Genomic DNA, 21,055 nt, shown 5'->3' on the forward strand with positions numbered 1-21,055 from the left:
TGCCTTCACCAAGCATCACCTGCCTGTTCAGAGGTCAGGGCGAAGAAGGCATCCTCCAGCGTGGAATGACTGCCGGTTACCTCCTGCAAGGTGCCGTCTGCGACAATTCTCCCCTGCTTAATGATCACCACATCGTCCACCGTTTCGGCTAGCTCGCCCATAAGATGACTGGAGAGCAGCACCGTATTCCCGGCTTCTGCACGCTTACGCAGAAATGTCCGAATCCAGCGGATGCCTTCCGGGTCGAGCCCGTTCACAGGTTCATCCAGAATCAGAATCTCCGGGTCTGCCAGCAGCGCTGCGGCAATCCCCAGTCTTCTCCCCATGCCGAGCGAATACCGCTTGACTCTAGTGCCTGCTGCCTTGGTAAGACCAACGATATCCAGCACCTCCTCGACACGTGAGCGGGGCAGACCGGCGGCGCAAGCAATCCAGCGCAGGTGTGCGCGTCCTGTCCGCATCGGATGGGCTCCAGATCCGTCCAGTGCGGCACCTACGGCTGCCAGCGGGTGCTGTAATTCTGCGAAGGGCTTGCCATGAATCAAGGCGCTCCCGGAGGTGGCATGATCCAATCCGAGCAGGATACGGAGTGTAGAGCTTTTGCCGGCCCCGTTGGGTCCCAGGAATCCTGTGACTCTTCCAGGTCTGGCTTCGAAGGTGATCCCGGATAGAATCTCCTGCGTACCGCGGCGTTTGACTAAGTTATTGATAGTAAGCAACCATAACACATCCTTTCGTTATGGTGCTAAGTATACAGCTGCAAGGTTACATCCCGGTGGGCAGGCCGTTTACTTCCGGGTTAACTTCAGGTTACATTCTGCCAATGACTACATTTGTCCCCTGCCCGCTCGAGTTGAATTCAGCCTTCAGGTTCATTGTATTCAGCATGTAATGTACGGTCGATAGTCCTATTCCCGCCCCGCCGCCGTATGCGGAATGATCCATACCCGGGCCTCGGTCAGCGACAAGAATCCGTTCCTGCTGCACATCCACAGCGATCCAAGCATATTTCCCGTCCGCTGCATGGCGGATGATATTCTGAAACAGATTATCCAGCACCCGGGTCATCCACCCAGGATCTGCTGTCCAGTGGAAGGTCTCCTCTGCCGGTAAATCAACATCGACCTGTATGCCGTGTTCTTCAAAAACCGGATACCACGCAGCAACCGAGGCTCTTACCAGGCGGCCCATGTCTGTAGGGGCAGGCTCGAAGGGATATTTTCCCGAGGTAAGCAAGGTATACGAGAGCAAATCATCCATCAGTTCTCCGGTCCGGGTAATGGTCTGGTTGATCTCGGCTAAGGAGCTCTGTCCTTCTGGACTCATGGGTTCTTTGTTTAGCCTGGTGACATGTCCCCGCATGATGGTCAGCGGCGTCCGCAGGTCGTGGGACATGTTGGCAATGAGCCGTTGCCGCAGCCCTGCCTCTTCCTGCTCCCGCCTGCGGCTGTCTTCCAGCTGCCGGATCATCCGGTTGAAGGAACCGCCTAACTGGTCTATTTCATCCATGCGATCCTTTTGAATCAGGACAGGTCCAGGCCACGAATCCGCAGCAGCGGGAGTAGCGGACATAGCTTCTTGTAAGCGGGTCAGACGTTTGCGGAGTCTCCAGAAGAACAGCCAGGATAGAACAACGAACGCCACAATAATACCAGTGAACATAAGCACTGTAATGTAAAACAGGTTCAATGTATTGAATCTTGGCTCTGTCCCGGTAGTTCCGAAGAACGATGAGAAGACCATCAGCACAATAGGCGGAAGAAGGATGAACAGAAAGTGCAGCTTCAGAAAATGCCGGAACAAGGAACGGGGCTGCTTCATAGCTTCACCCGGTAGCCGATTCCCTTCAGCGTCTCAATAATCTCCGGGGTCTCCGGGTCACGCTCCAGCTTGTGCCGCAGCCGGTGGAGATGTACCAGTAAAGTCTTGTCTCCAGGGATATAAGCTTCCTCCCAGACGGCTTCATAGAGCTGTTCCTTCGGCAGAACCTGATTCGGATGACGCAGGAAATACATCAGGATCTGATGCTGCTTCCCTGTCAAAATAATCTCTTCTCCTGTACGCTTGTCATAGATGGTCTGAAGCTTCGTGTCCACTTCAATGTGAGTGCCCAGTGTAATGCGGTCCGAAGAGACTCCGCCGCTCCGGCGGATTAATACCTCCAGCCTGGCCACCAATTCATCGGTATGGAAGGGCTTCGTCACATAATCATCTGCGAATTGTAGGCCCTCCACCTTATCGTCGACGGAGGTCCGGGCGGTCAACAGCAGCACTGGAACGGCGGGTGCCGCCTTTTTTAACCGTTTGCCTATAGTGAATCCATCTAAGCCCGGTAACATGATATCCAGAATAACGACATCATACTGCGTAACCTCAGCCTCGGCTCCCTCACCGGATTGCAGCCATTGTACCGAATATCCCCGCTGCTCCAGCTCCTCTTTGACCCAAGTGCCGATTTTCTCATTATCTTCAATATAAAGTATGTTTGTTCTCAAGTAATTTCCTGCTCTCTATTAATCTCTGCTGCTCTCCCTCCATATTATACTGGTTAATCAATTCATCCAATACCATGGATTGCTTAAGGACCGCAGGGTGCTGAAGATCATGATGTTTCTCCGCCAGAATGTGAAGCCGGTTCCGGGCACGTTCAATCCGGACCTGCACGAGCATATTTCTGTTCACCATAGAATCCTCCCTTTATGCTATCTTAGGGTTTTATGACAGATAATAGGATGTCTTTTGCATTGCACAAAATAACTTCAGAACATAACAAAAAAGGCGCCCCCGAAGCTTCAGGAGCACCCCTGTATATTTTCGCGAAAATGATTAAGTTCCCCAACCATGTCCCAGTGTAGTCACCAAGGTTATCGTCATAGAAATAACAACTGAAACGCTACAGAGCGTCAAGAAGAACAAGACTTTTTTTCGCATTGAGCCGACACACCTCACTTGATAGATTTTTGAATCTTTCCTGCAGTTCCTGATCCGCGAAATCCCTATACTGCTCAAAAAGAGTCATACAAGCAATCATATTTCGGCTGCTATTGATCCTAATTGATATTTCCAAGCCTTTCAGTACCGTGTTCAACGCCTGTTCCTTACTCTTGCTGTGATTGAAAAAATAGACTGCAAGGTCGATGAGGAATTGCGCGTAGCTCTCTTGCAGGATAGCCTGATTGTATTCACCGAACTCTGTCTTGCTGGATTCATAAGGTATGTATGCCGCGAACCGCTCTAAGATACTGTCGATATTAAGCTTAAATATATTCGCCGCTTGAACCATATAACGCACTGCCACAAATATCTCATCCTCTTGAATAGCTATATAGTCTGCGTACTCATGTATTACATCCAAATCTCCGGACATTAACCGGTACAGATAAGTGTTAGCCACGGCCCATTCCGTAAATTGTGCAATGACCTGCCGGGATTCTTCATCGTTCTCCTGAACCCAGCGTTCACCATTTGCGTACAATTTCACAAAGGATAATGCCCTCTTGTAGTCGCCGCACTCTTCGCTGGCAGTAGATCTGGCTAAGTATGCGTACAGGATATAATAGTAAAAAGGACGATCAGGACACTTCACCCTTTCTTCTATTGTGTTAGATCTGCTGCCTTCCAGCTCATATTGAACGGATGCAATCCGGTGCATTTCCTTAGCGAGTTCGTCTACTCTCTTCCACTTGTGTACCAGACCATAAATATGCATTAGCTGTTTCATTGCATCGAGCTGATCGGCTGCGTCTAAGCGGTTGACATACAACTCAAATTGAGTGGCTGCACGTAACTTCTCCTCCAGATCCTGTTGTTCTTCTAATTCAATCTGAAATATACGGTACTGGCATAATGCTAACCGTTCGGAATGCTGATACTTTTCGGCTTCGCTCACACCCTGATACAGTATCCTTGCAGCTTTGCTTTTATTGTCCTCATAAAAAAGTTCAGCGAATTCAAACAGTAAAGATGCATAAGATAAATCCTCCAGCAGACGGTTCACAATCTGTTCAAGACAGTCCAGACGTTCTAACTCAGCTGAGCGAAATATAAAGGGTCGTATCCGCCGCATGGAGACTACAAAAGAAAAGCATTCCTCTATGTAGTCTTCAAAAAAATAGTCCTCCGGCAGCTTCATTCCAGCAGTAATCGCAGCAAGCTGTGCCATAGAGATTGGATGTTTACCTTTTAAGATCCGGCTGAGCGTACCTGAATTGAGACCCGCTAATTCTGCAAAATGTGAATGTATCATTTGATTTCTGTTCATATACGCGTGCAGTTCTTCCCGAATCGAATTGACCGATCCCAAACCAATACACCTCCTTCCATAAAATAGGATGAAAAGCATACGTGTAGTTGATACTAAGGTTGAATCAAACGGTGGTCAATACAAAGGTATATTTTACTATTTATCCCGTTTACATCTATTATTATATACCGAAAAACAAATTACGCAATATATTTCGTGTATTATAAATCGTTAAATTAACTTGTTTCCTCCCCTATCATAAAAACATACCGAAAAGTTGAGGGAGATATTGCATTTTGAGGATAAAGGATGCACGGAAAGCCGCAGGGTATACCCAAGAATCCATCGTACATCAGATTAATGACACCATGAAATGCACCTTGCGCAACTACCAGAATATTGAGTACGGTGTGGTACTTCCGAACGTTACATTGGCGCTTCTAATTAGTCACTTGTGTGGTGTTGATCCCCGTGAAGTAGATGAATGGAAATACTCTAATCAACGTGCAGATGCGCAAAAAAATGGCAATTGAATTTCCAAAGTCAGATTTTTTCACGGCAAGAGGTTCAATTTATACGCAAAAAACCACCAGTGAAGGTTCAGAACCTTCACTGGTGGTTTTTCTTTCTCTCCAAATTAACCGAGGGTCTCCATAATAACAGTCTGTCCAAAATCTTCACTGATAAGAATCTCAATTAATTTAGAGGCCGTGTATTCCGGCGATTGCAGCTTCCCTTCTTCAGATAGCTGAATGAATTCATTCACGTAGGGGAACAGCTCAGTGGATACAGACCGTATTTCCGATTGCAAGCTTGTATCGATCATGCCGGGATATACTGCTGCTGCTTTTGCCGGATAGGCAGCCAGCTTCTGTTCTATGTCTATACACTTGGTAAAAGAGTCTAGACCTGCTTTGGCAGTACTGTAGGCGCTTTGTGAAGGCAGTATGTACTTTGCAGAAGCTGAGGAGATATTCAGGATTCTTTTGTCCACATTCATATGCTTAGTAAGCTGTAAAAAGTTGGAGGTGATTACCATCGGTGCTAACAGATTCAAATGCAGGTTCTCTAGGATCTGCTCCGTTTCTAACCGCTCAATCGGGCTTACAGGAGTCAACATGGCGGCATTATTGATCAGATAGATGGCTTCATCGCTGGAAGGAAGAGCAATTCGGCTGAAAATATCTTCACAAAGCTGATCGATACCACTAATATTTGTTAAATCATAATTGAAATAATCCATTTGACAATCCAGTTGCTTCGCACGCTCCATGAGTCCTTGGTTAGCCGTTCTGGATATACATATCAGATGGTGGGACGGGTCGATGAATTGATTAGCCAGGGATTCACCGATTCCTCTGGATGTACCTGTAATAATAATATGTTTCAAGTGTATCACTCCCCTGTAGGTTATTGGTGATCTTCACTAAGTATCATTCTTCGGACAGCCTCTTCCCAAATCAGCTCATAGTCGAGGTCCATCTTCATCATCTTGCATCTGGATAAATTATCTATAAGCAGGGCAAGAATGGCTGCGTTAACCCCGATGGTTGAAGAAGCAATAAGCCCGAATTCAGCGCCCTTCGATAAAAGTTGAACAAAACCGTTAACAAAATTTTGTTGGATTCTCAAGAATGGGACTCGAAATTGCTCATCCCGTTCAGCCAGCATCGAAAACTCACTAAGCACCCTTAATGTGGAGCGATACTCTTCCTCACCGCTTGGCAGCATGTTTAGACCGCCGCTGAGTAATATTTCTGCAAAATTGTCTTTATTGGCGGATTCCATATCAAAATACGCTGTAAAATGATGATCCCGGAAAATATGCTCAAAGGTCCGGCTGATCAGCTCTTCTTTTGTCGCAAAATGATAGTAAATGGAGGATTTGGTGATCCCCACCTTCTTGGAAATCATGCCCAGACTCGTTTTCTCTATTCCATACTCTGCAAATAGCTCAAATGCTGCCTGGATGATGTAACTTGCTGTAATCTCTCTTTTCTTGATAACCTTCAGGCTCCCTTCGATTGAATTAATGTCATTATAAGGATTGGCCCTATGAATTGTCAATAATTTAACGACCGATCGTTCAAAAAATAAATTTACGCATAAAACAACCACCTGCATCCTTGCAGGTGGTTGTTCTGCTAAATAACGCCTATGCTTATTTAAATAGACATCGAAGCTAAAACCCCACTTTGTGGGGGGATTTTACCGGGAAATACACCTGATAAGGCTCGTATCCGATATCGCGGATTCTTCTGAGCTGAATGCCCGGGTCCTGGCGGGTGGTCTTGAAGAAGTAACGCCAGCTCCCCCACTCCCGTTCATTCTCCATGATGATCTCACCGGCTGCATCCGCTAATGGGGCATACAGAATCCGCTCGTTCTCGGTGATACCGGCCAGCACTTCCGGGCCATAGCGGAACGCGCCGGTCTGCTCGTCGTCAGGCAGAGGGATGAACCGGATGCCCACGGGCAGAATGATGCTGATCCGGTCGCCGTCCTGCCAGTTCCGCAGTATCGTGTAGAAGGCGGAGTGATCCGCAGACTTCCCGTGCAGCTCCCCGTTCACATAGATCACAGCTTCTGACATGATCCAGTCTGGAATCCGCAGATGGACGGCAAACTCGCTGGCAGAGCTGGTATGGACGGTGAAATCATATTTTCTGTAATCCGGCATGTTCTCATGAAGTGCAGTAATCTCATTCAGCTCCTGCTGCCCGGCTGTGTTCGAGGAGTTCAGCATGCTTCCGCTCATATGATCCTGGGATTGCTGAATCCGCACGCTCTCTCCGTGGATCTCGGTGGTCAGCTCCGAACGGAAATACTGGCAGACATAGATATCGTTCTGCTCCTGATAATAGATCCCTCTATTCAGCGCCGCATTTGCCTGGACCATCGTTCCATGGCAGCAGAAGAAGCTGTCTGTCTCCGTGCTCCAATCCTTGCGCAGCCCTGCCTTCATAGGCAGGAAGTAAGTCAGCAGCCCGGTTGCCGGATCACTATGCTTGTTGCCGGTCAGATGGTATTCCTGGTAATAGGCCTGCGCCATAATTCCGTTGTACATATTATATTCGATATACTGCGCATAGGCCGGATTTGAAGTGTGCCGGAAAAGAAATTCTGCCAGACGGATCATATTATATACCGTACAATGCTCCTGATTCTTGTCTCCAAGGCGGGCCTTGATCTTCATCTTCGGCATCCATACTTCACCCGCCGTATTGCCGCCGGTAGCCAGCATCCCTCGCTCAGTGACCGCACATTTCCAGTAAGCCGTGACAATATCCATCCAACGCTGCTCGCCGGTGACCTCGTAAGCTCTGGCGCAGCCGAGTACCTCGGGAATGGTTGTGTTGGCATGCATGTTGGTCAGCGGGTCTTTATTCTCCAGTAACGGACGGAACAATCTGCTGCGGTAATAGCGCTCCAGCAAAACAGTGTATTTATCGTTCCCGGTCAGCTCCAGCAGATCGGCCCAAGCCTCCAGCATACCGCCTGTCTCCATGTCCAGTATGTCATCGAACTTCTCTCTGGTGAAGGTACTGCTCCAATCGACGAACCAGTCGGCGAATCGGTCCGCGATATCAAGCGCCTTGTCGCTCCCGGTGAAATGATGCATATCGACAAGACCCATAAACAGCTTATGAATATTATATTGCGGTGCCCAGATTGCCTTGCCTTGGGCCACCCAGTGCAGATATTTCTCGGGAATCGGCGCGGCCCATTGTCCGCCGTTGTCCTTCTGGCATTCAGCCAGCTCGTCCAGGATAAGGTCAGCCTTCAGCTTGAGCTCCAGATCGCCGGTCTCATGATACCGGATCGCTGCCGCTGACAGCCAGTGTCCCAGGAAATGTCCGCGGATCTGGCAGACCGGCGTCTCCCATCCCCCATGCGCATCTTCCGGGATATCCCTGCCGTCATATCTTCCCGCCTCTACTTTATAGTTAAAGAGGAGATTATCATTCGTCAGTTTCATCAGATACCGGCGGTTGGCCTCTTCCCTGCGTTTCAAATCATGATCTTGAAGAATGACCTGTTTGCCCTTCAGTTCTCTCATTGCTACAGCCCCTTAATCTGGTTGGATTAAATATTCAGTAGGTAGGATTTCACAATGAAAGTATATAGCAGCGCTTCCAACAATCCAATGATTAATACTCCTATAAAGTTGATTCATACTGATGAGCGGTGAAAATCCGGGGACAAAGGCGACCGCTTCGCTTTTCCGCGGGTCATTCTGTATGGTGTCAATCCTCAATCTAACACTTTGAATTCTCTTTACAGGGGCGTCTAGGTCTGCTAAAATAACCAAATCCGATTGTGAACCTTAAATGATCTATTTGGTTGACAATTAAAAAACAATTACCGGATGGTGATAATTTGTGATAACAGATTACGAACGGCTTGCTGCCATGAATAAGGATCACTTATGGCATCCTTTTACTCAAATGAAAGACTACAATGACTCTGATCCGCTCATTATTGAACGTGGCGAAGGCATTATGCTGTATGACGTTCAAGGACGCGCTTATTATGATGGTTTCTCATCCGTTTGGCTCAACGTACATGGACACAACGTGCCGGAGCTAAATCAGGCGATCACAGAACAGTTAGGGCGTGTCGCCCACTCTACCCTTCTCGGAATGGCCAATGTACCAGCAGTCGAACTTGCAGCAAAGTTGGTGGGAATTACTCCGGAAGGATTAAATAAAGTGTTTTACTCAGATTCAGGAGCAACCGGTGTTGAGATCGCGATCAAAATGGCTTTTCAATACTGGCATAACAAGGGGATACGAGGTAAAACGAAGTTTATCACGATGAATCAAGCCTACCATGGAGATACAATTGGCGCGGTGAGTGTTGGTGCAATTCCTTTGTATCATGACGTGTTCCGCCCCATGTTATTTCCTTCGCACGTTATTCCTTATCCCTACGCTTATCGCCATGAGGGTGGTGAGACGAAGGCATTGGATGCTTCGCTAACTGCACTGCGTAATTTGCTTGAGACGAGGGCAGATGAGATTGCGGCTCTCATCGTGGAGCCAATTGTGCAAGGGGCTGGTGGCATCATTCTCATGCCACCGGGTTGTTTAAGTCAGATGGCTACGCTATGCCGGGAGCATGGCGTGCTGCTCATAGCTGACGAGGTGGCGACAGGTTTCGGTCGAACGGGCGCTATGTTCGCTTGTGAACTCGAAGATGTTTCACCAGATTTGATGGTGATTGGGAAAGGGTTGACTGGCGGCTATTTGCCAGTGGCAGCGACGCTTGCGACTGACGAGGTGTACGAGGCGTTTTATGCTGATTACCAAGAGCAGAAAACATTTTTCCACGGTCATTCTTACACAGGGAACCCGCTTGGTTGTGCCGTTGCTTTGGCTAGCTTGAAGCTGTTTGAAGAGCGCAACATGGTCAAAGGAGTAAGAGCAAAGGCATCATTTGTCGAGCATAAGCTCGCAGCGCTTAAAGACCGCCCGCACGTCGGTGAAATCCGACAAAAGGGACTGATGATCGGAATAGAACTTGTGCGGGATAAGGTTACACGAGAGCCATACGATTGGGCAGATCGAATCGGCGTTCGTACGAGTCAGCGGGCCAGAGAGCTTGGCATGCTAACAAGACCACTCGGGAATGTGATTGTCTTCATCCCTCCGCTTGCCAGTAGTGAAGCTGAGTTGGATGCCATGATAAATATATTGACGGAATCGATATGCCAAGTCACCGAAGGTGGTTAAATGTGATGAACAAAGTGAACTGTGAACAGGTACGCGGATTATTTGTGACAGGTACGGACACAGGTGTAGGGAAGACTGTTGTAACGGCAGCCATTACTGCTATGCTCCGCGCTGAAGGGCTGAATGCCGGTGTCTGGAAGCCGGTTCAGTCTGGTGCACCTCTTGGCAGTGGGCTTACCGATGCTGAGCGACTGCTGAAAAGCACGGAAATCGATGAGCGGCCAGAGGCAGTCGCGCCGTTTACATTTGAAGCTCCGCTTACGCCAATGCTTGCTGCCAAGCAGGCTGGTGTGACCCTTACGCTGAATGAGATAATCGCTTCTGGCTTACCGCTTACTAGACGATACGAAGGGCTGCTCATCGAAGGCGCGGGCGGCGTAGCTGTACCGCTGACCGAAGATGCCCTCATGGTGGATTTAATCTCGGAGCTTGGGATACCTGCTCTAATTGTAGCCCGTTCTGGCCTCGGAACCATTAACCACACACTTCTGACTGCTTCATTCCTTCAGAATCGCGGCGTCCCCATTGTTGGCGTTATTTTAAATGATGGAGAATTAACAGAGCTGAATGACGATCCGAGTGTTACTGCGAATGGACAACTTATTGAACAATACAGCAACCTTAAGGTGCTCGGCCGGTTTCCACATTTGTACGCCGAAGCGACTTCGGAGACGTTGATACATACCATACGAAACACAATACAATTCACGCCTATCAGAGAGGCATTTGCAGTTCAATATATGGGAGGATGATTGAGATGGAAACAGTTGCACCGGAGATGGAGTGGCAATCGCTATCCCAAAAAGCATTGCAGGGAGAATGTTTAACAGTAGAGGAAGGGCTTGCTGTGCTGGAAGCGGACAACGATGAGATACTGCTACTCATGCAGGCTGCGTTTAAGGTGAGGAAACATTTTTACGGTAAAAAAGTGAAGCTGAATATGATCATCAATGCCAAAAGCGGCTTATGCCCTGAGGACTGCGGCTACTGCTCACAATCGATCATTTCCACGGCACCGGTTAAGAAATACACCCTGCTAGATAAAGACACGTTGTTATCAGGCGCACGTGAAGCGATGGCACGCAAAGCCGGAACCTATTGCATTGTAGCTGCTGGGAAAGGACCAACAGACAAGGAGCTAGATCAAGTAGTGGACGCGGTTAGAGAAATTCGTCATACAATGCCTCTAAAAATTTGCGCATGTCTGGGCATTCTCAAGGACGATCAAGCGAAACGTCTTGCAGAAGCTGGCGTACATCGTTACAACCATAACTTGAACACGAGCAGAGCTAATTACCCATCCATCACGACGACCCATACCTATGATCAACGTGTTGAAACCGTGGAGAAGGTAAAAACATACGGCATGTCCCCTTGCTCTGGTGTTATTATCGGCATGGGCGAGACAAATCAAGAAATTGTTGAAATGGCCTATGCACTTCGCGAACTAGATGCGGATTCGATTCCGATCAATTTCCTGAATGCGATACCGGGAACACCTCTGGAACATGCAGGCCGCACACCGTCTATGAAAGCGTTGAAGGTACTAGCTCTATTTCGTTTCATTTGTCCGTCTAAAGAAATCCGCGTGGCTGGTGGTCGTGAGGTCAATCTCCGTACACTGCAGCCTTTGTCACTGTTCGCCGCAAATTCACTATTTGTAGGTGATTATTTAACGACAGCGGGCCAAGACGTAACGGCTGATCATCAAATTATTGAGGATTTGGGATTTGAGATTGAATTAAATGCCCTTTAAGGCGGTGTCGATCATGAACTGGATGGAAAAAGAACTTGAATTATTGTCTGATGCTTCGTTGGAGCGTTCCTTGCGTGCAAGTAGTTCAGTATCAGGATCTCCTGGCTATACGGTGCGTGGAGAACAAGTGTTACTCAACTTGTCCTCCAATGACTATCTTGGACTCTCCCAGCATCCTGCCATAATGGAAGTAATGCGCGAGGCTCTGCTCACGGAAGCAGCTGGCTCAGGAGCTTCACGCCTAGTAACAGGTAACCGGTTGCCTTATGTTCGTCTTGAAGAGTCACTGGCCGATTGGAAGAACTGCGAAGCAGCGTTAGTATTTGCAAATGGCTATATGGCTAATTCTGGGGTAATTAGTGCGCTAATAGGCCGAGGAGATGTTGTTTTCAGCGATCAGTTGAACCATGCAAGCATTGTGGACGGCATTGTATTGAGCCGTGCGGAGCATGCTCGGTACCGTCATAACGATATGGAACATTTGCGTACACTATTGAATAAGTATCGTGATAAACGGCGTAAGCTGATTGTTACAGATGCTGTTTTCTCCATGGATGGCGACCAGGCGCGCTTACATGAACTCCTTTCGCTCAAACGCGAATACGGGGCGATGCTTATGGTGGATGAGGCACATAGTGGGGGGATATACGGGGGGCGAGGCGAGGGATTATGCCATGAACTTGGGTTGCAAAATGATGTTGATATTCATATGGGAACATTCAGCAAATCGTTCGGTGTCTACGGCGCTTATATCTGTGGCAGCCGCACGCTAATTCGATGGCTGGTGAACAAGGCTAGACCACTCATATATTCAACAGCGCTGCCTCCTTCTATCGTAGCTGGTATTTCAAAGGCGTTAGCTTTGGTGCAAGAGGAAAACTGGCGTCGGGAAAGGCTTTATGCGGCAAGCAGGTTATTTCGGTCCTCGCTTTGTGACGCCGGGTTTAACATCGGTGCCAGCGACTCGCCAATTGTACCTTTGATCGTAGGCGATAACGATGCGGCCTTACGGTTCAGTGGAGCTCTTGAAGAAGAGGGGGTCCTAGCGGTTGCCATCCGTCCGCCTACTGTTCCTGATGGCACAGCGCGCATTCGCTTCTCCTTGTCAGCCGTTCACACGGATAAGGAGTTGACCAATGCAGTCGCACGCATCCACAACATCGGCCTTCGACTAGGGGTGTTGAGTTCATGATTGCATTGGATATTGATTCAGTTAAAATTCAGACGCAGACAAGCGGCACCATTTTATGGTTGTGCGGATGGAGTATGCCGGACGCTGTTTTCGATCGGCTTCGTGAGTTGCTGCCTGATTTTCATCATGTTTCTGTAGATTACAGTAATACTGATACTCCAGAGAAAATATTGATCCAAATTGAAATAGCAGCTAAAAATGTTCTGAATTTGGATGGAGCGGCTTGTAGGACAAGGGCTTCCTGCGGTCCGCTGTTGATCGGAGGTTGGTCTCTCGGAGGTTTACTTGCTCTGAAACTAGCGTCCAAAGGGTTCGCTGATGGCCTTTTGTTGTTCGCTGCAACGGCTCGATTTACTCGTTTAAAAGAAGAGATTGACCTCGGTTGGGTAGATACATACGTTAGGAAGATGATTACTGGGATTGAAAAGGATCGACAAGCCGTTGAAACAAATTTCCGGCAGCTCATGTTTACGGAGGCAGAAAGGGAGGCCGATATAGGCGAAAGCCTTCCCCCAATAGGTAGTTGGACAACTCCAGCGCTAATCGCAGGTCTTCAGATTTTGCGCAACGAGGATTGCTTGTCTCAACTGAAAAGCATCACTTGTCCGGTATTTCTTGTGCACGGGACTGAGGATAGTATTTGTCCTTACGGCGCCGCAACGGAGCTTATTGCCCAGTTACCTAAAGCAAAGTTATTCACGATACCTGCCTGCGGGCATGCCCCGTTCTTGGGAAAGGAAGATCATATAGCTGATGAACTGAGGAGATGGTGGCATGAGCAGCAGGATAAGTAATATTCGACGTCAATTTAACCGAAGTGCAAATTCGTATGACGCTCACGCTCAAGTTCAGCGTATAATGTCAGATCGCCTTGCAGGTTCTTTCATAGGGTGGAAGAACAAAGGTAACGTAGCCGGTCTCAATATTCTTGAGATCGGCTGCGGCACGGGGACACTGACAGAGATTCTAATAAATGAATGGCCCAGTGCGAGTATTACTGCACTTGATATTGCGCCCGCGATGATCAAATTGGCTGAACAACGTGTCCTTTCAGCTGAAGCGAACATTATTGGGAAAATTACATCGGATCGTTTACGCCTTCTTCATGCTGATGTTGAAATGTGGGCGCCAGAAGCTCCGACAGCTTCGTTTGATCTCATCGTCTCCAACGCCTGCTTTCAATGGCTGAGCAATCCTAGGCAAACAATTGGTCAACTTCGGAGGATGCTTCGACCTGGAGGCATGCTAATATTCACGACATTCGGGCCTGATACTTTCTACGAAATGCATAGGGCTTTTAATGAAGTTTATCGAGCAAGTGGATTAGAACCGCAGCGTCACGGACTGACTTTTCGATCGACAGACCAATGGACTAACTTGATGAAGGAATCAGGGTTCACAAATATCCAATATGAACGCTCGATTCAGACTGAAAAGTATGCTTCAGCAAGAGACTTTCTTCACTCGGTAAAAGCGATGGGAGCCAGCACTTCAGAGGCTGTTACTATGGGTGGACTCAGTTCGCGACGCCTGTTCACCAACATGTATAAGGAATACGAGGGGAAGTTCAGCGTACAGGGAGGCGTTGCTGCCAGTTATGATCTTCTATTGATCCAAGCATTAACCGATAGGTAGATTAAGATAAGCTCTTTAACTGATAACAACAGCTCAATACGGCAGCCCAGTCTAGAACATTGTTTGGAAGTGGAGCAACCATAAGACATTATGTGAAGAAGCAAGGGATTATGGACGAATACGTAAAGTTGCACGAAAAAACAGAAGGAGAGCAATTGACGTTTTTCGACGTTTTTCTAGGTGCGCGAAGCGAACTCTCCAGCTAAGAAAGATACCCCGCAGCAAGCTGCGGGGAGTTTCATTTGTACATTCTACAGCTATCGTTGAGTCCCTCTGCCGGTTGATGTGGTTTCGTTTCACCGAACCTCTGAGAGTCAGTCTCTATAAACAGATTTAAATCTGATGCTGTAATAGTCTCAAACGGCTGCTTCCGTTCCCTGTATAAGCACTTCTACCAGCGCCTTAAGTGAATAATCTGAGGTGGAGCATAGCAGAATGCTGCCGGCACTCTGCGGCAGGTAAGCATCGTCATAAGGGTTGCGTAACACCAGGTTCAGCAGCGGTCCGGCATCGGCAAGCTGTGCCGCAAGTTCGAGCTGTCCCCGGAACAGATGGGCATTCAGTGTTCCCTGAATTACTACATGACCGGCAGCCTGTGCACATAAGGCCGCGATTTCAGCGGCTTCGGGCTTCATGCTGCAGTATTGCAACTGTACGGACAAGCCCTCTGCTTCCAGCATCGCAGCCAAAACGATTGTCTGGCCGCCGGAGTTGTCGGCAATCGTAAGCTGCTCCTGGCGCGGCAAGATCAGCATATATGGGCGCGATGGAGACAGTGGCAGCAATTGCTGCGGATCGCGGCTGATCTTGACCGTGCGGCGCGCATATTGTAGGGTCGCCTCATTCCATCCTTCGCGCGGAATGGGCCGGGCCGCCGCCCGGTATTGCCGGAATTTCGCATAGAGGCGGAGGATGCGGTTGACCGATTCATCTATTCTGGATTCAGCGATGTCACCATCCAATACAGCCTTACGGATGCCGGCCATGACCCGCTCCTGGAATTCCGGCGTATGACACATCAGAATCATGTCGTTGCCGGCCAGCACGGCCAGTACGCCCACCTCATCCGGGTTGAAATTCTTCTTGATCGCGCCCATCTCGATGTCATCGGTGCAGATGATACCCTCGAAGCCCAGCCTGCTGCGCAGTAAGTCTCCGGCAAAGAAGGGGCTCAGTGAAGCAGGCAGTCCTGCCGACTCGGGAATGTTAGGAAATACGAGATGTCCCATCATGATTGAATCGGTCCCGGCTTCGATGGCAGCGATAAATGGCAACAGCGGCCCGTTCATTAATTCCTCCAGCGTCAGTTCACACTCGGGGAGGACGACATGGGAATCGCCGCTGACCTGTCCATGGCCGGGGAAATGCTTGGCCGTTACCGCTACACCTGTCTCGTGCATCCCCTGAATATAAGCCTTGCCGAAGGCGGCTACGACTTCAGGGTCTTCGCCGAAAGAGCGCACCCCGACAACCGGATTGTCAATATTCGTATTCACATCCAGCACTGGCGCCCAGTTCATCGGGATGCCCAGCGCGTGGAGCTGGCTGCCGATGATTTTACCCTGGAGATAGGCGGTCTCAGCATCCAGGCTTAATCCGGCAGCACGGTTGCCTGGGATGTAAGGATAGAAGGTCTTGAACTTGGAGAGCGTGCCTCCCTCCTCATCGATCGACACATAGTAAGGCTGCGGAATGCCGGAGTCTCCGGCAATGGCCTGAACCTCCGCCATCAGCTTCAGCGTCTGCTGCTCATCCTTCACATTATGAGGGAACAGGCCAATCCCGCCGAACCGGTTCTGAGACATCCGTTCACGGAAGTCAGGCTCTGCTGCTGTGGAGGGGGTTCCGACCACACACATCAGGGAAATTTTGTCCTCAAGACTCATGGCTGCCGGAGCTTGTGGTGATTTCACTTCATTCAGCTGCATAACTGTTCCATCCTCCTGTCGGTTTGTTTGCTAACCCTCGCTATGGACAAGACCCAGCTCCTGATAGAGCGTCCGTTCCAGATAATCATGCAGATAGAACCGGGATCTCACGAAATGCTCGGCCATATCGCGGGGCTGGTATTGCAGAAGCGCCTCCAGCATCCGGGGCCGGACCGCTTCGCGTCCGTTATGGTTACGGGTGTAATTGTTCAGCAAAGAACGCCATTCCGCGCTGTCGCCCGGGTACAGCTCCCAGCGGTAGGCATACTTATGGATCGCCCTGGAGCGGTCGGTGGCCACCTCGAAATCATGCATGATCGCGATCAGCTCAGCGTAGCCGTGATTCCGCTGCACCTCCTCCCGCAGCTTCCAGATGATATCGTAGTAATCCTCTAATTGGTAATTCCCCAGCCGCGCATGACCTGTCTCTGGAGTTATACCATGGAACAGCTCCAGGAAGCGGTCGATGAACGTACCAGCATCTGCCCGCCGGTTCCAGGCGAGATCGGCATGAAGCAGCATCGGATACCAGGTGGTCTCGAATACGCCATAAGGAACGCCAAGGCTGAACGGCCCGGTCCAGTTCGTAGCGACCATACAGCGGATATCCAGCTTCTCAGCTGTCTCTGCCCACTGCAGCAGATTGTCGGTCCGGTTATCAATGACCGGGTAGTTCTGATGCTCCGCCCAGTCGAAGCTGCGGACCGCAGGTGCACCCATCACCTCAATGCCGAGCGCTCTGAACTTATGGGTCAGGGAAGTAACCTCCGCTTGTATGTTGCGGCCGTTATAGATCCAGATCATTGCTGCACTGCGCGGATCAAGCTTCGCCAGCTCTTCGGGCGGGCATTTGTCCAGCATGTCATGCCAGAAGATGGGCTGCCGTCCCCGGCTGGCTGTGAATTCGATCAGGCGGTTCAGGAAGGAGATGAAGGCCCGTTCCCGTACGCCGCCGAATTCCTTCCGGCACGCTTCACATTCGCACAGGCTGTACACCTCGTCACAACCCAGATGAATATAACGTGATTCAGGATGGGCATCCATCATCTCCGCCAGCAAGCTTGTAATCAGTTCATAGGTCTGCGGATGGGACGGGCAGATCTCGCCAGTAGATTCCTCTGTCTCCCGTAGATGCTTCCAGGCGTCATGGCGCAGCACATACTCCAGATGGCCGAAGCTCTGCTGCAGCGGAATAATCTCGATATAATGCTCCTGGGCCGCAGCCTGGAGCGCCTCCAGCTCTTCCCGGCTAAGCGCGTGCTGCGGATGAGCGAATTCCCCGTGCGTCTGGAATGGGAACTTGTCCTCGTATTCAATGAGCACCGCGTTCGTCTTGTAGCTGGAGAATTCAGCCAGATATTCGATCAGCCGCTCCGGCTTCGAGAAGGTCTGGCGCAGATCGAAATTCATCACCCGAAGCTCTGTATCGGGCCAGTCCGTAATGGACATCGCCGGAATACTGCCGTCGCCGTGCAGGCTCTGCAATTGCAGCAGCGTCTGCAAGCCGTAATAGAGTCCGGGGGCGTCGAGTGCGCGGATTACAGCTCCGTTTGCGCTAACGTCCAGAAGGTAGCTTTCCGCCCGGCCCTTCAGTGGGGACAGTTCTGTCTCATCAGGATCAGCAGCCGAAGCCCGGCCGTTAGTCGGTCCCGCTTCTCCAGGCACTGCCTGCGCTGAAGTGCTCTCAGTCTCCTCCGTTCCCTCGATTCTCACAATCTCCTCAATCAGCAGCGAGTATCCCTCGCCTGCTCCCGAGACGACGGCGGTGACTTCCCTGCCGGGAAAAGCCCGCCGGCAATGAAGCACCAGCCGGGGATCTTCCACTTCCATGGCCAACCGCAAACGGACTTCCCCGCCGGCCCGCCATGGCTCCTTCTCTGTCAACCTTACCTGCTTCGGCTCGGGTATTAAGCTAAGCATCGCTCTCTCCTCCTAGTACATCGTCAGGTTTAAATTTATGGATTGGATCAGTAAGGACGAAACCGCCTATTATTGTGTTCGGTTTTTCGACTACATTTGGCCCACTCGCCGTCCCCGGTCCGAATGTAATCGGTTTTTCGACTATATTGGGCCCACTCGCCGTCTCCGTTCCAAATGTAATCGGTTTTTCGACTATATTGGGCCTCCGCACCGTCCCCGGTCGCAATGTGATCGGTTTTTCGACTATATTGGGCCCACTCGCCGTCTCCGTTCCAAATGTAATCGGTTTTTCGACTATATTGGGCCTCCGCACCGTCCCCGGTGGCAATGTGATCGGTTTTTCGACTATTTTGGGCCCACTCGCCGTCTCCGTTCCAAATGTAATCGGTTTTTCGACTACATTGGGACGGATGGCCTCATTATGGCCACTCCATTACATTTATCTCTGATTGTTCGGCACGAACGCAACGTCCTACCCTATCGCGTTAATGAAATGGAGTCAGTTCTTTAATTCTGTTACTCTCCTAGTCCTTCTTGGCCGCTGTAATCCGGCCGTTCTTCCATACCGCCTGAATATCCATGGCTACGCCGTTCCTGCGGAAGCCGATCAGATCCGCAGGCCTACCTGCGGTAAGTCCGGCAGCCTGCGGGAGCCCCAGCAGCTGGGCCGGGTGAAGTGAGGCGCAGTCGATGGCGTCCTCCAGCGGTGCCAGCCCGGCCCGGGCCAGGTAGGTCACCTGGTCCGCCAGCATCATGACTGATCCGGCCAGCAGCCGTGGATGGCCGGCCAGATGCAGCCGTCCCTCCGGCGTCAGCACCACGTCGCCGCCGATATGCAGCCGGTAAGCGCCCGGCGCCATGCCGCTCAGCGAGACGGCATCGCTGACCAGAATCGCCTGGCTCTGCTTCACCCGCAGAATCACCTTCAGCAGCGTATCCGGCAGATGGCAGCCGTCGGCAATCATGCAGCCGTACAGCTCATCGGCAGCTAGTTGCTCCCACAGATAGTGAGGATGGCGCGGCAGAGTAAGATGCGTACCGTTGCCCAGATGAGTAGACATCACCGCCCCTGCAGCCACTGCTTGCCGGATCTGCTCCGGTGAGGCCGCCGTATGTCCGATGGAGACCCTCACGCCGGAAGCGGTGCATCTGGAGATGAAGGCTGTGGCTCCCGGCCATTCGGGCGACACGGTAATGATCCGGATCAGCCCCGCCGCCGCCTCCTGCCAGCGGCAGAAGGCCTCCCAATCGGGCGGGCAGATATGCTCCAGGGGATGCGCCCCGCGCGGACCGTCCTCCGGGGACAGGAAGGGCCCCTCCAGATGAATGCCTGCAATCAGCCCGGCGATATCCGGCTGTGTCCGCACGGCTTCAGCAATCACGGATGCTGCCTGGACGAGCTGGTCCGACCCGTTCGTAATCAGGGTAGGACAATACGAGGTAACTCCCCGGGCCAGCAGGCGGCGAGAGAGTCCAGCCACGGTCTCCGGTGCAAGCGGCAGCGTATTGAAGTCAAGCCCCCAGCCGCCGTTCACCTGCAAATCAACCAGCCCCGGCGCAAGCCAGGGCCAATCGGCCATATGCGGACTCTCGGCCAGGGTATGAACCGCTTCAATGACGCCACCGTTAACGTGGACCTCGAGCGGCAGGCCGGTTCTGTAATGTCTTCCCGAGATCACACCGTTCATGAGCCGAAGGCATCCCGGTCGGTAAACAGTGTAATGGCGGGATGGGTCCGCAGTAGGCTCGCCGGGCACGCAGTGCTGAGCGGGCCATGAAGCGCAGCCTGCAGCGCAGCCCGCTTGGCTTTGCCGGGAACAATGGCGAACAGATGATGACCTGCCATCAAGGCGGGCACGGTCAGCGTCAGCGCATGAGTAGGGACATCGTCCAGCGTGGCGAAGCAGCCGTCATTCACCTGCTGCGTCCGGCAGGCTTCATCCAATTCAACCGCTTTAACAAGCAGCGGATCGGCGAAATCGGCTACAGGCGGATCATTGAACGCAATATGCCCGTTCTCCCCGATGCCGAGGCAGACGATATCAATAGGGGCTTCATTCAGCAGCGCCGCATATCTCCGGCACTCCTCATCAATACTTCCTGTCCGGCCCAGCAGCTCGATTCGTCCGGGATTCACCCTGCTGAACAACCGTTCCTGCAAGTAGTTCCCGAATCGCTGGGGAGCCTCTGACGGAAGACCGATATATTCATCCATATGAAAAGCGTGCACCCGGGACCAGTCAATCCCCTGCTCCCGCACCAGTCCCTCATACAGCTCATTCTGTGACGGAGCTGCGGCAAATACGATGCGGACCGGAGCCTGGGACTTCCCCTGCAAGTCTCTGATTCGCTGCCCAACTGCTCCTGCCGCTGCAGCACCCATCTCGCTGCGCTGGTTATAGACCAGAACGCGCATACGCTCCACCTGATGCTCCTCTGCCGGAGCCATACTATCATTCATAGCTACGTCATCCCTCCTTATTGGGGTGTGGCAGGGGCGGGGGCCGCCCCTGCTTGTTACACTCATCCAGTTACACTCATCCAGTTACACTCATCCAGTTACACTCTTCCAATTACGATCTTCTCGTTACTCTCTTTCACTTAAACTCATCCAGTTCTACTCTTCCTGTCACGCTCTGTCTAGCG

At 50.9% G+C, this 21,055-nt stretch carries 19 protein-coding genes; 7 read left to right on the plus strand and 12 right to left on the minus strand.

Features of this window, described 5'->3' with window-relative positions; translation table 11 throughout:
- Positions 1 to 5: 5 nt before the first annotated feature.
- From C173_RS17540 to C173_RS17560, 5 genes are all read right to left on the minus strand, one after another.
- On the minus strand, positions 6 to 719 hold the full coding sequence (locus tag C173_RS17540; RefSeq protein WP_036726864.1) for an ABC transporter ATP-binding protein: 714 nt from the start codon (positions 717 to 719) through the stop codon (positions 6 to 8).
- Positions 720 to 810: 91 nt separating this feature from the next.
- The gene (locus tag C173_RS17545; RefSeq protein ID WP_036726866.1) at positions 811 to 1,821 is read right to left on the minus strand and encodes a histidine kinase dimerization/phospho-acceptor domain-containing protein; all 1,011 of its coding nucleotides are present in this window, start codon (positions 1,819 to 1,821) and stop codon (positions 811 to 813) included.
- Positions 1,818 to 2,495, minus strand: coding sequence for a response regulator transcription factor (locus tag C173_RS17550; RefSeq protein WP_036726867.1), 678 nt, complete (start codon positions 2,493 to 2,495; stop codon positions 1,818 to 1,820). Before C173_RS17550 ends, C173_RS17545 begins: the two co-directional genes overlap by 4 nt.
- Complete coding sequence (locus tag C173_RS32930) at positions 2,470 to 2,685, minus strand: aspartyl-phosphate phosphatase Spo0E family protein (RefSeq protein ID WP_036726871.1); 216 nt, start codon at positions 2,683 to 2,685, stop codon at positions 2,470 to 2,472. Before C173_RS32930 ends, C173_RS17550 begins: the two co-directional genes overlap by 26 nt.
- Positions 2,686 to 2,893: 208 nt before the next feature.
- Positions 2,894 to 4,303, minus strand: a complete 1,410-nt coding sequence (locus tag C173_RS17560) for a helix-turn-helix domain-containing protein (protein ID WP_235191933.1) — start codon at positions 4,301 to 4,303, stop codon at positions 2,894 to 2,896.
- A 236-nt stretch (positions 4,304 to 4,539) separates the two neighbouring features.
- Here C173_RS17560 and C173_RS17565 point away from each other — a divergent pair, with 236 nt between their 5' ends.
- Positions 4,540 to 4,776: a helix-turn-helix transcriptional regulator gene (locus C173_RS17565; RefSeq protein WP_036726873.1), complete on the plus strand. Its 237-nt coding sequence runs from the start codon at positions 4,540 to 4,542 to the stop codon at positions 4,774 to 4,776.
- Between the two features lie 104 nt (positions 4,777 to 4,880).
- Here the strand turns inward: C173_RS17565 and C173_RS17570 are convergent, their stop codons facing one another.
- Genes C173_RS17570 through C173_RS17580 form a run of 3 tightly spaced genes read right to left on the minus strand, consistent with a single transcriptional unit; the run spans position 4,881 to position 8,303 of the window.
- Positions 4,881 to 5,642 (minus strand): (S)-benzoin forming benzil reductase, encoded by a 762-nt coding sequence (locus C173_RS17570; protein WP_235191934.1) that lies wholly within the window; start codon positions 5,640 to 5,642, stop codon positions 4,881 to 4,883.
- A gap of 11 nt (positions 5,643 to 5,653) precedes the next feature.
- On the minus strand, positions 5,654 to 6,367 hold the full coding sequence (locus C173_RS17575) for a TetR/AcrR family transcriptional regulator (RefSeq protein ID WP_081751216.1): 714 nt from the start codon (positions 6,365 to 6,367) through the stop codon (positions 5,654 to 5,656).
- Between the two features lie 58 nt (positions 6,368 to 6,425).
- Entirely contained in the window at positions 6,426 to 8,303 is a 1,878-nt protein-coding gene (locus C173_RS17580; RefSeq protein ID WP_036726877.1) for a beta-L-arabinofuranosidase domain-containing protein, read from the minus strand.
- 352 nt (positions 8,304 to 8,655) lie between these two features.
- Between C173_RS17580 and bioA the strand changes: the two genes are divergently transcribed.
- From bioA to bioC, 6 genes are read left to right on the plus strand one after another with little or no spacing between them, the layout of a single operon-like run.
- Positions 8,656 to 9,978, plus strand: a complete 1,323-nt coding sequence (gene bioA / locus C173_RS17585) for an adenosylmethionine--8-amino-7-oxononanoate transaminase (protein WP_235191935.1) — start codon at positions 8,656 to 8,658, stop codon at positions 9,976 to 9,978.
- Positions 9,979 to 9,983: 5 nt separating this feature from the next.
- Positions 9,984 to 10,730, plus strand: coding sequence for a dethiobiotin synthase (bioD, locus tag C173_RS17590; protein ID WP_036726881.1), 747 nt, complete (start codon positions 9,984 to 9,986; stop codon positions 10,728 to 10,730).
- Between the two features lie 5 nt (positions 10,731 to 10,735).
- Complete coding sequence (bioB, locus tag C173_RS17595; RefSeq protein ID WP_036726883.1) at positions 10,736 to 11,734, plus strand: biotin synthase BioB; 999 nt, start codon at positions 10,736 to 10,738, stop codon at positions 11,732 to 11,734.
- A gap of 13 nt (positions 11,735 to 11,747) precedes the next feature.
- Positions 11,748 to 12,926, plus strand: coding sequence for an 8-amino-7-oxononanoate synthase (gene bioF / locus C173_RS17600; protein ID WP_036726884.1), 1,179 nt, complete (start codon positions 11,748 to 11,750; stop codon positions 12,924 to 12,926).
- Positions 12,923 to 13,720, plus strand: a complete 798-nt coding sequence (locus tag C173_RS17605) for an alpha/beta fold hydrolase (protein ID WP_235191936.1) — start codon at positions 12,923 to 12,925, stop codon at positions 13,718 to 13,720. Before bioF ends, C173_RS17605 begins: the two co-directional genes overlap by 4 nt.
- Positions 13,701 to 14,561 carry a malonyl-ACP O-methyltransferase BioC gene (gene bioC, locus C173_RS17610; protein ID WP_036726890.1) on the plus strand — a complete coding sequence of 287 codons (861 nt, stop codon included), beginning with the start codon at positions 13,701 to 13,703 and terminating at the stop codon, positions 14,559 to 14,561. Before C173_RS17605 ends, bioC begins: the two co-directional genes overlap by 20 nt.
- Positions 14,562 to 14,917: 356 nt before the next feature.
- Here bioC and C173_RS17615 read toward each other — a convergent pair whose 3' ends face one another.
- The 4 genes from C173_RS17615 to C173_RS17630 all read right to left on the minus strand — a co-directional run bounded on the left by C173_RS17615 (position 14,918) and on the right by C173_RS17630 (position 20,870).
- On the minus strand, positions 14,918 to 16,489 hold the full coding sequence (locus C173_RS17615) for a glycoside hydrolase family 3 N-terminal domain-containing protein (RefSeq protein WP_036726892.1): 1,572 nt from the start codon (positions 16,487 to 16,489) through the stop codon (positions 14,918 to 14,920).
- Positions 16,490 to 16,519: 30 nt separating this feature from the next.
- On the minus strand, positions 16,520 to 18,409 hold the full coding sequence (locus tag C173_RS17620) for a DUF4838 domain-containing protein (RefSeq protein WP_036726894.1): 1,890 nt from the start codon (positions 18,407 to 18,409) through the stop codon (positions 16,520 to 16,522).
- Between the two features lie 524 nt (positions 18,410 to 18,933).
- Positions 18,934 to 20,097 (minus strand): N-acetylglucosamine-6-phosphate deacetylase, encoded by a 1,164-nt coding sequence (locus C173_RS17625; protein WP_036726896.1) that lies wholly within the window; start codon positions 20,095 to 20,097, stop codon positions 18,934 to 18,936.
- Entirely contained in the window at positions 20,094 to 20,870 is a 777-nt protein-coding gene (locus tag C173_RS17630; RefSeq protein ID WP_200869563.1) for a glucosamine-6-phosphate deaminase, read from the minus strand. The genes C173_RS17625 and C173_RS17630 overlap by 4 nt, the downstream gene beginning before the upstream one ends.
- Between the last annotated feature and the right edge of the window lie 185 nt (positions 20,871 to 21,055).

This window comes from Paenibacillus sp. FSL R7-277 (assembly GCF_000517965.1).
In the GTDB taxonomy this organism is placed as follows: Bacteria; Bacillota; Bacilli; order Paenibacillales; family Paenibacillaceae; genus Paenibacillus_AQ; species Paenibacillus_AQ silagei.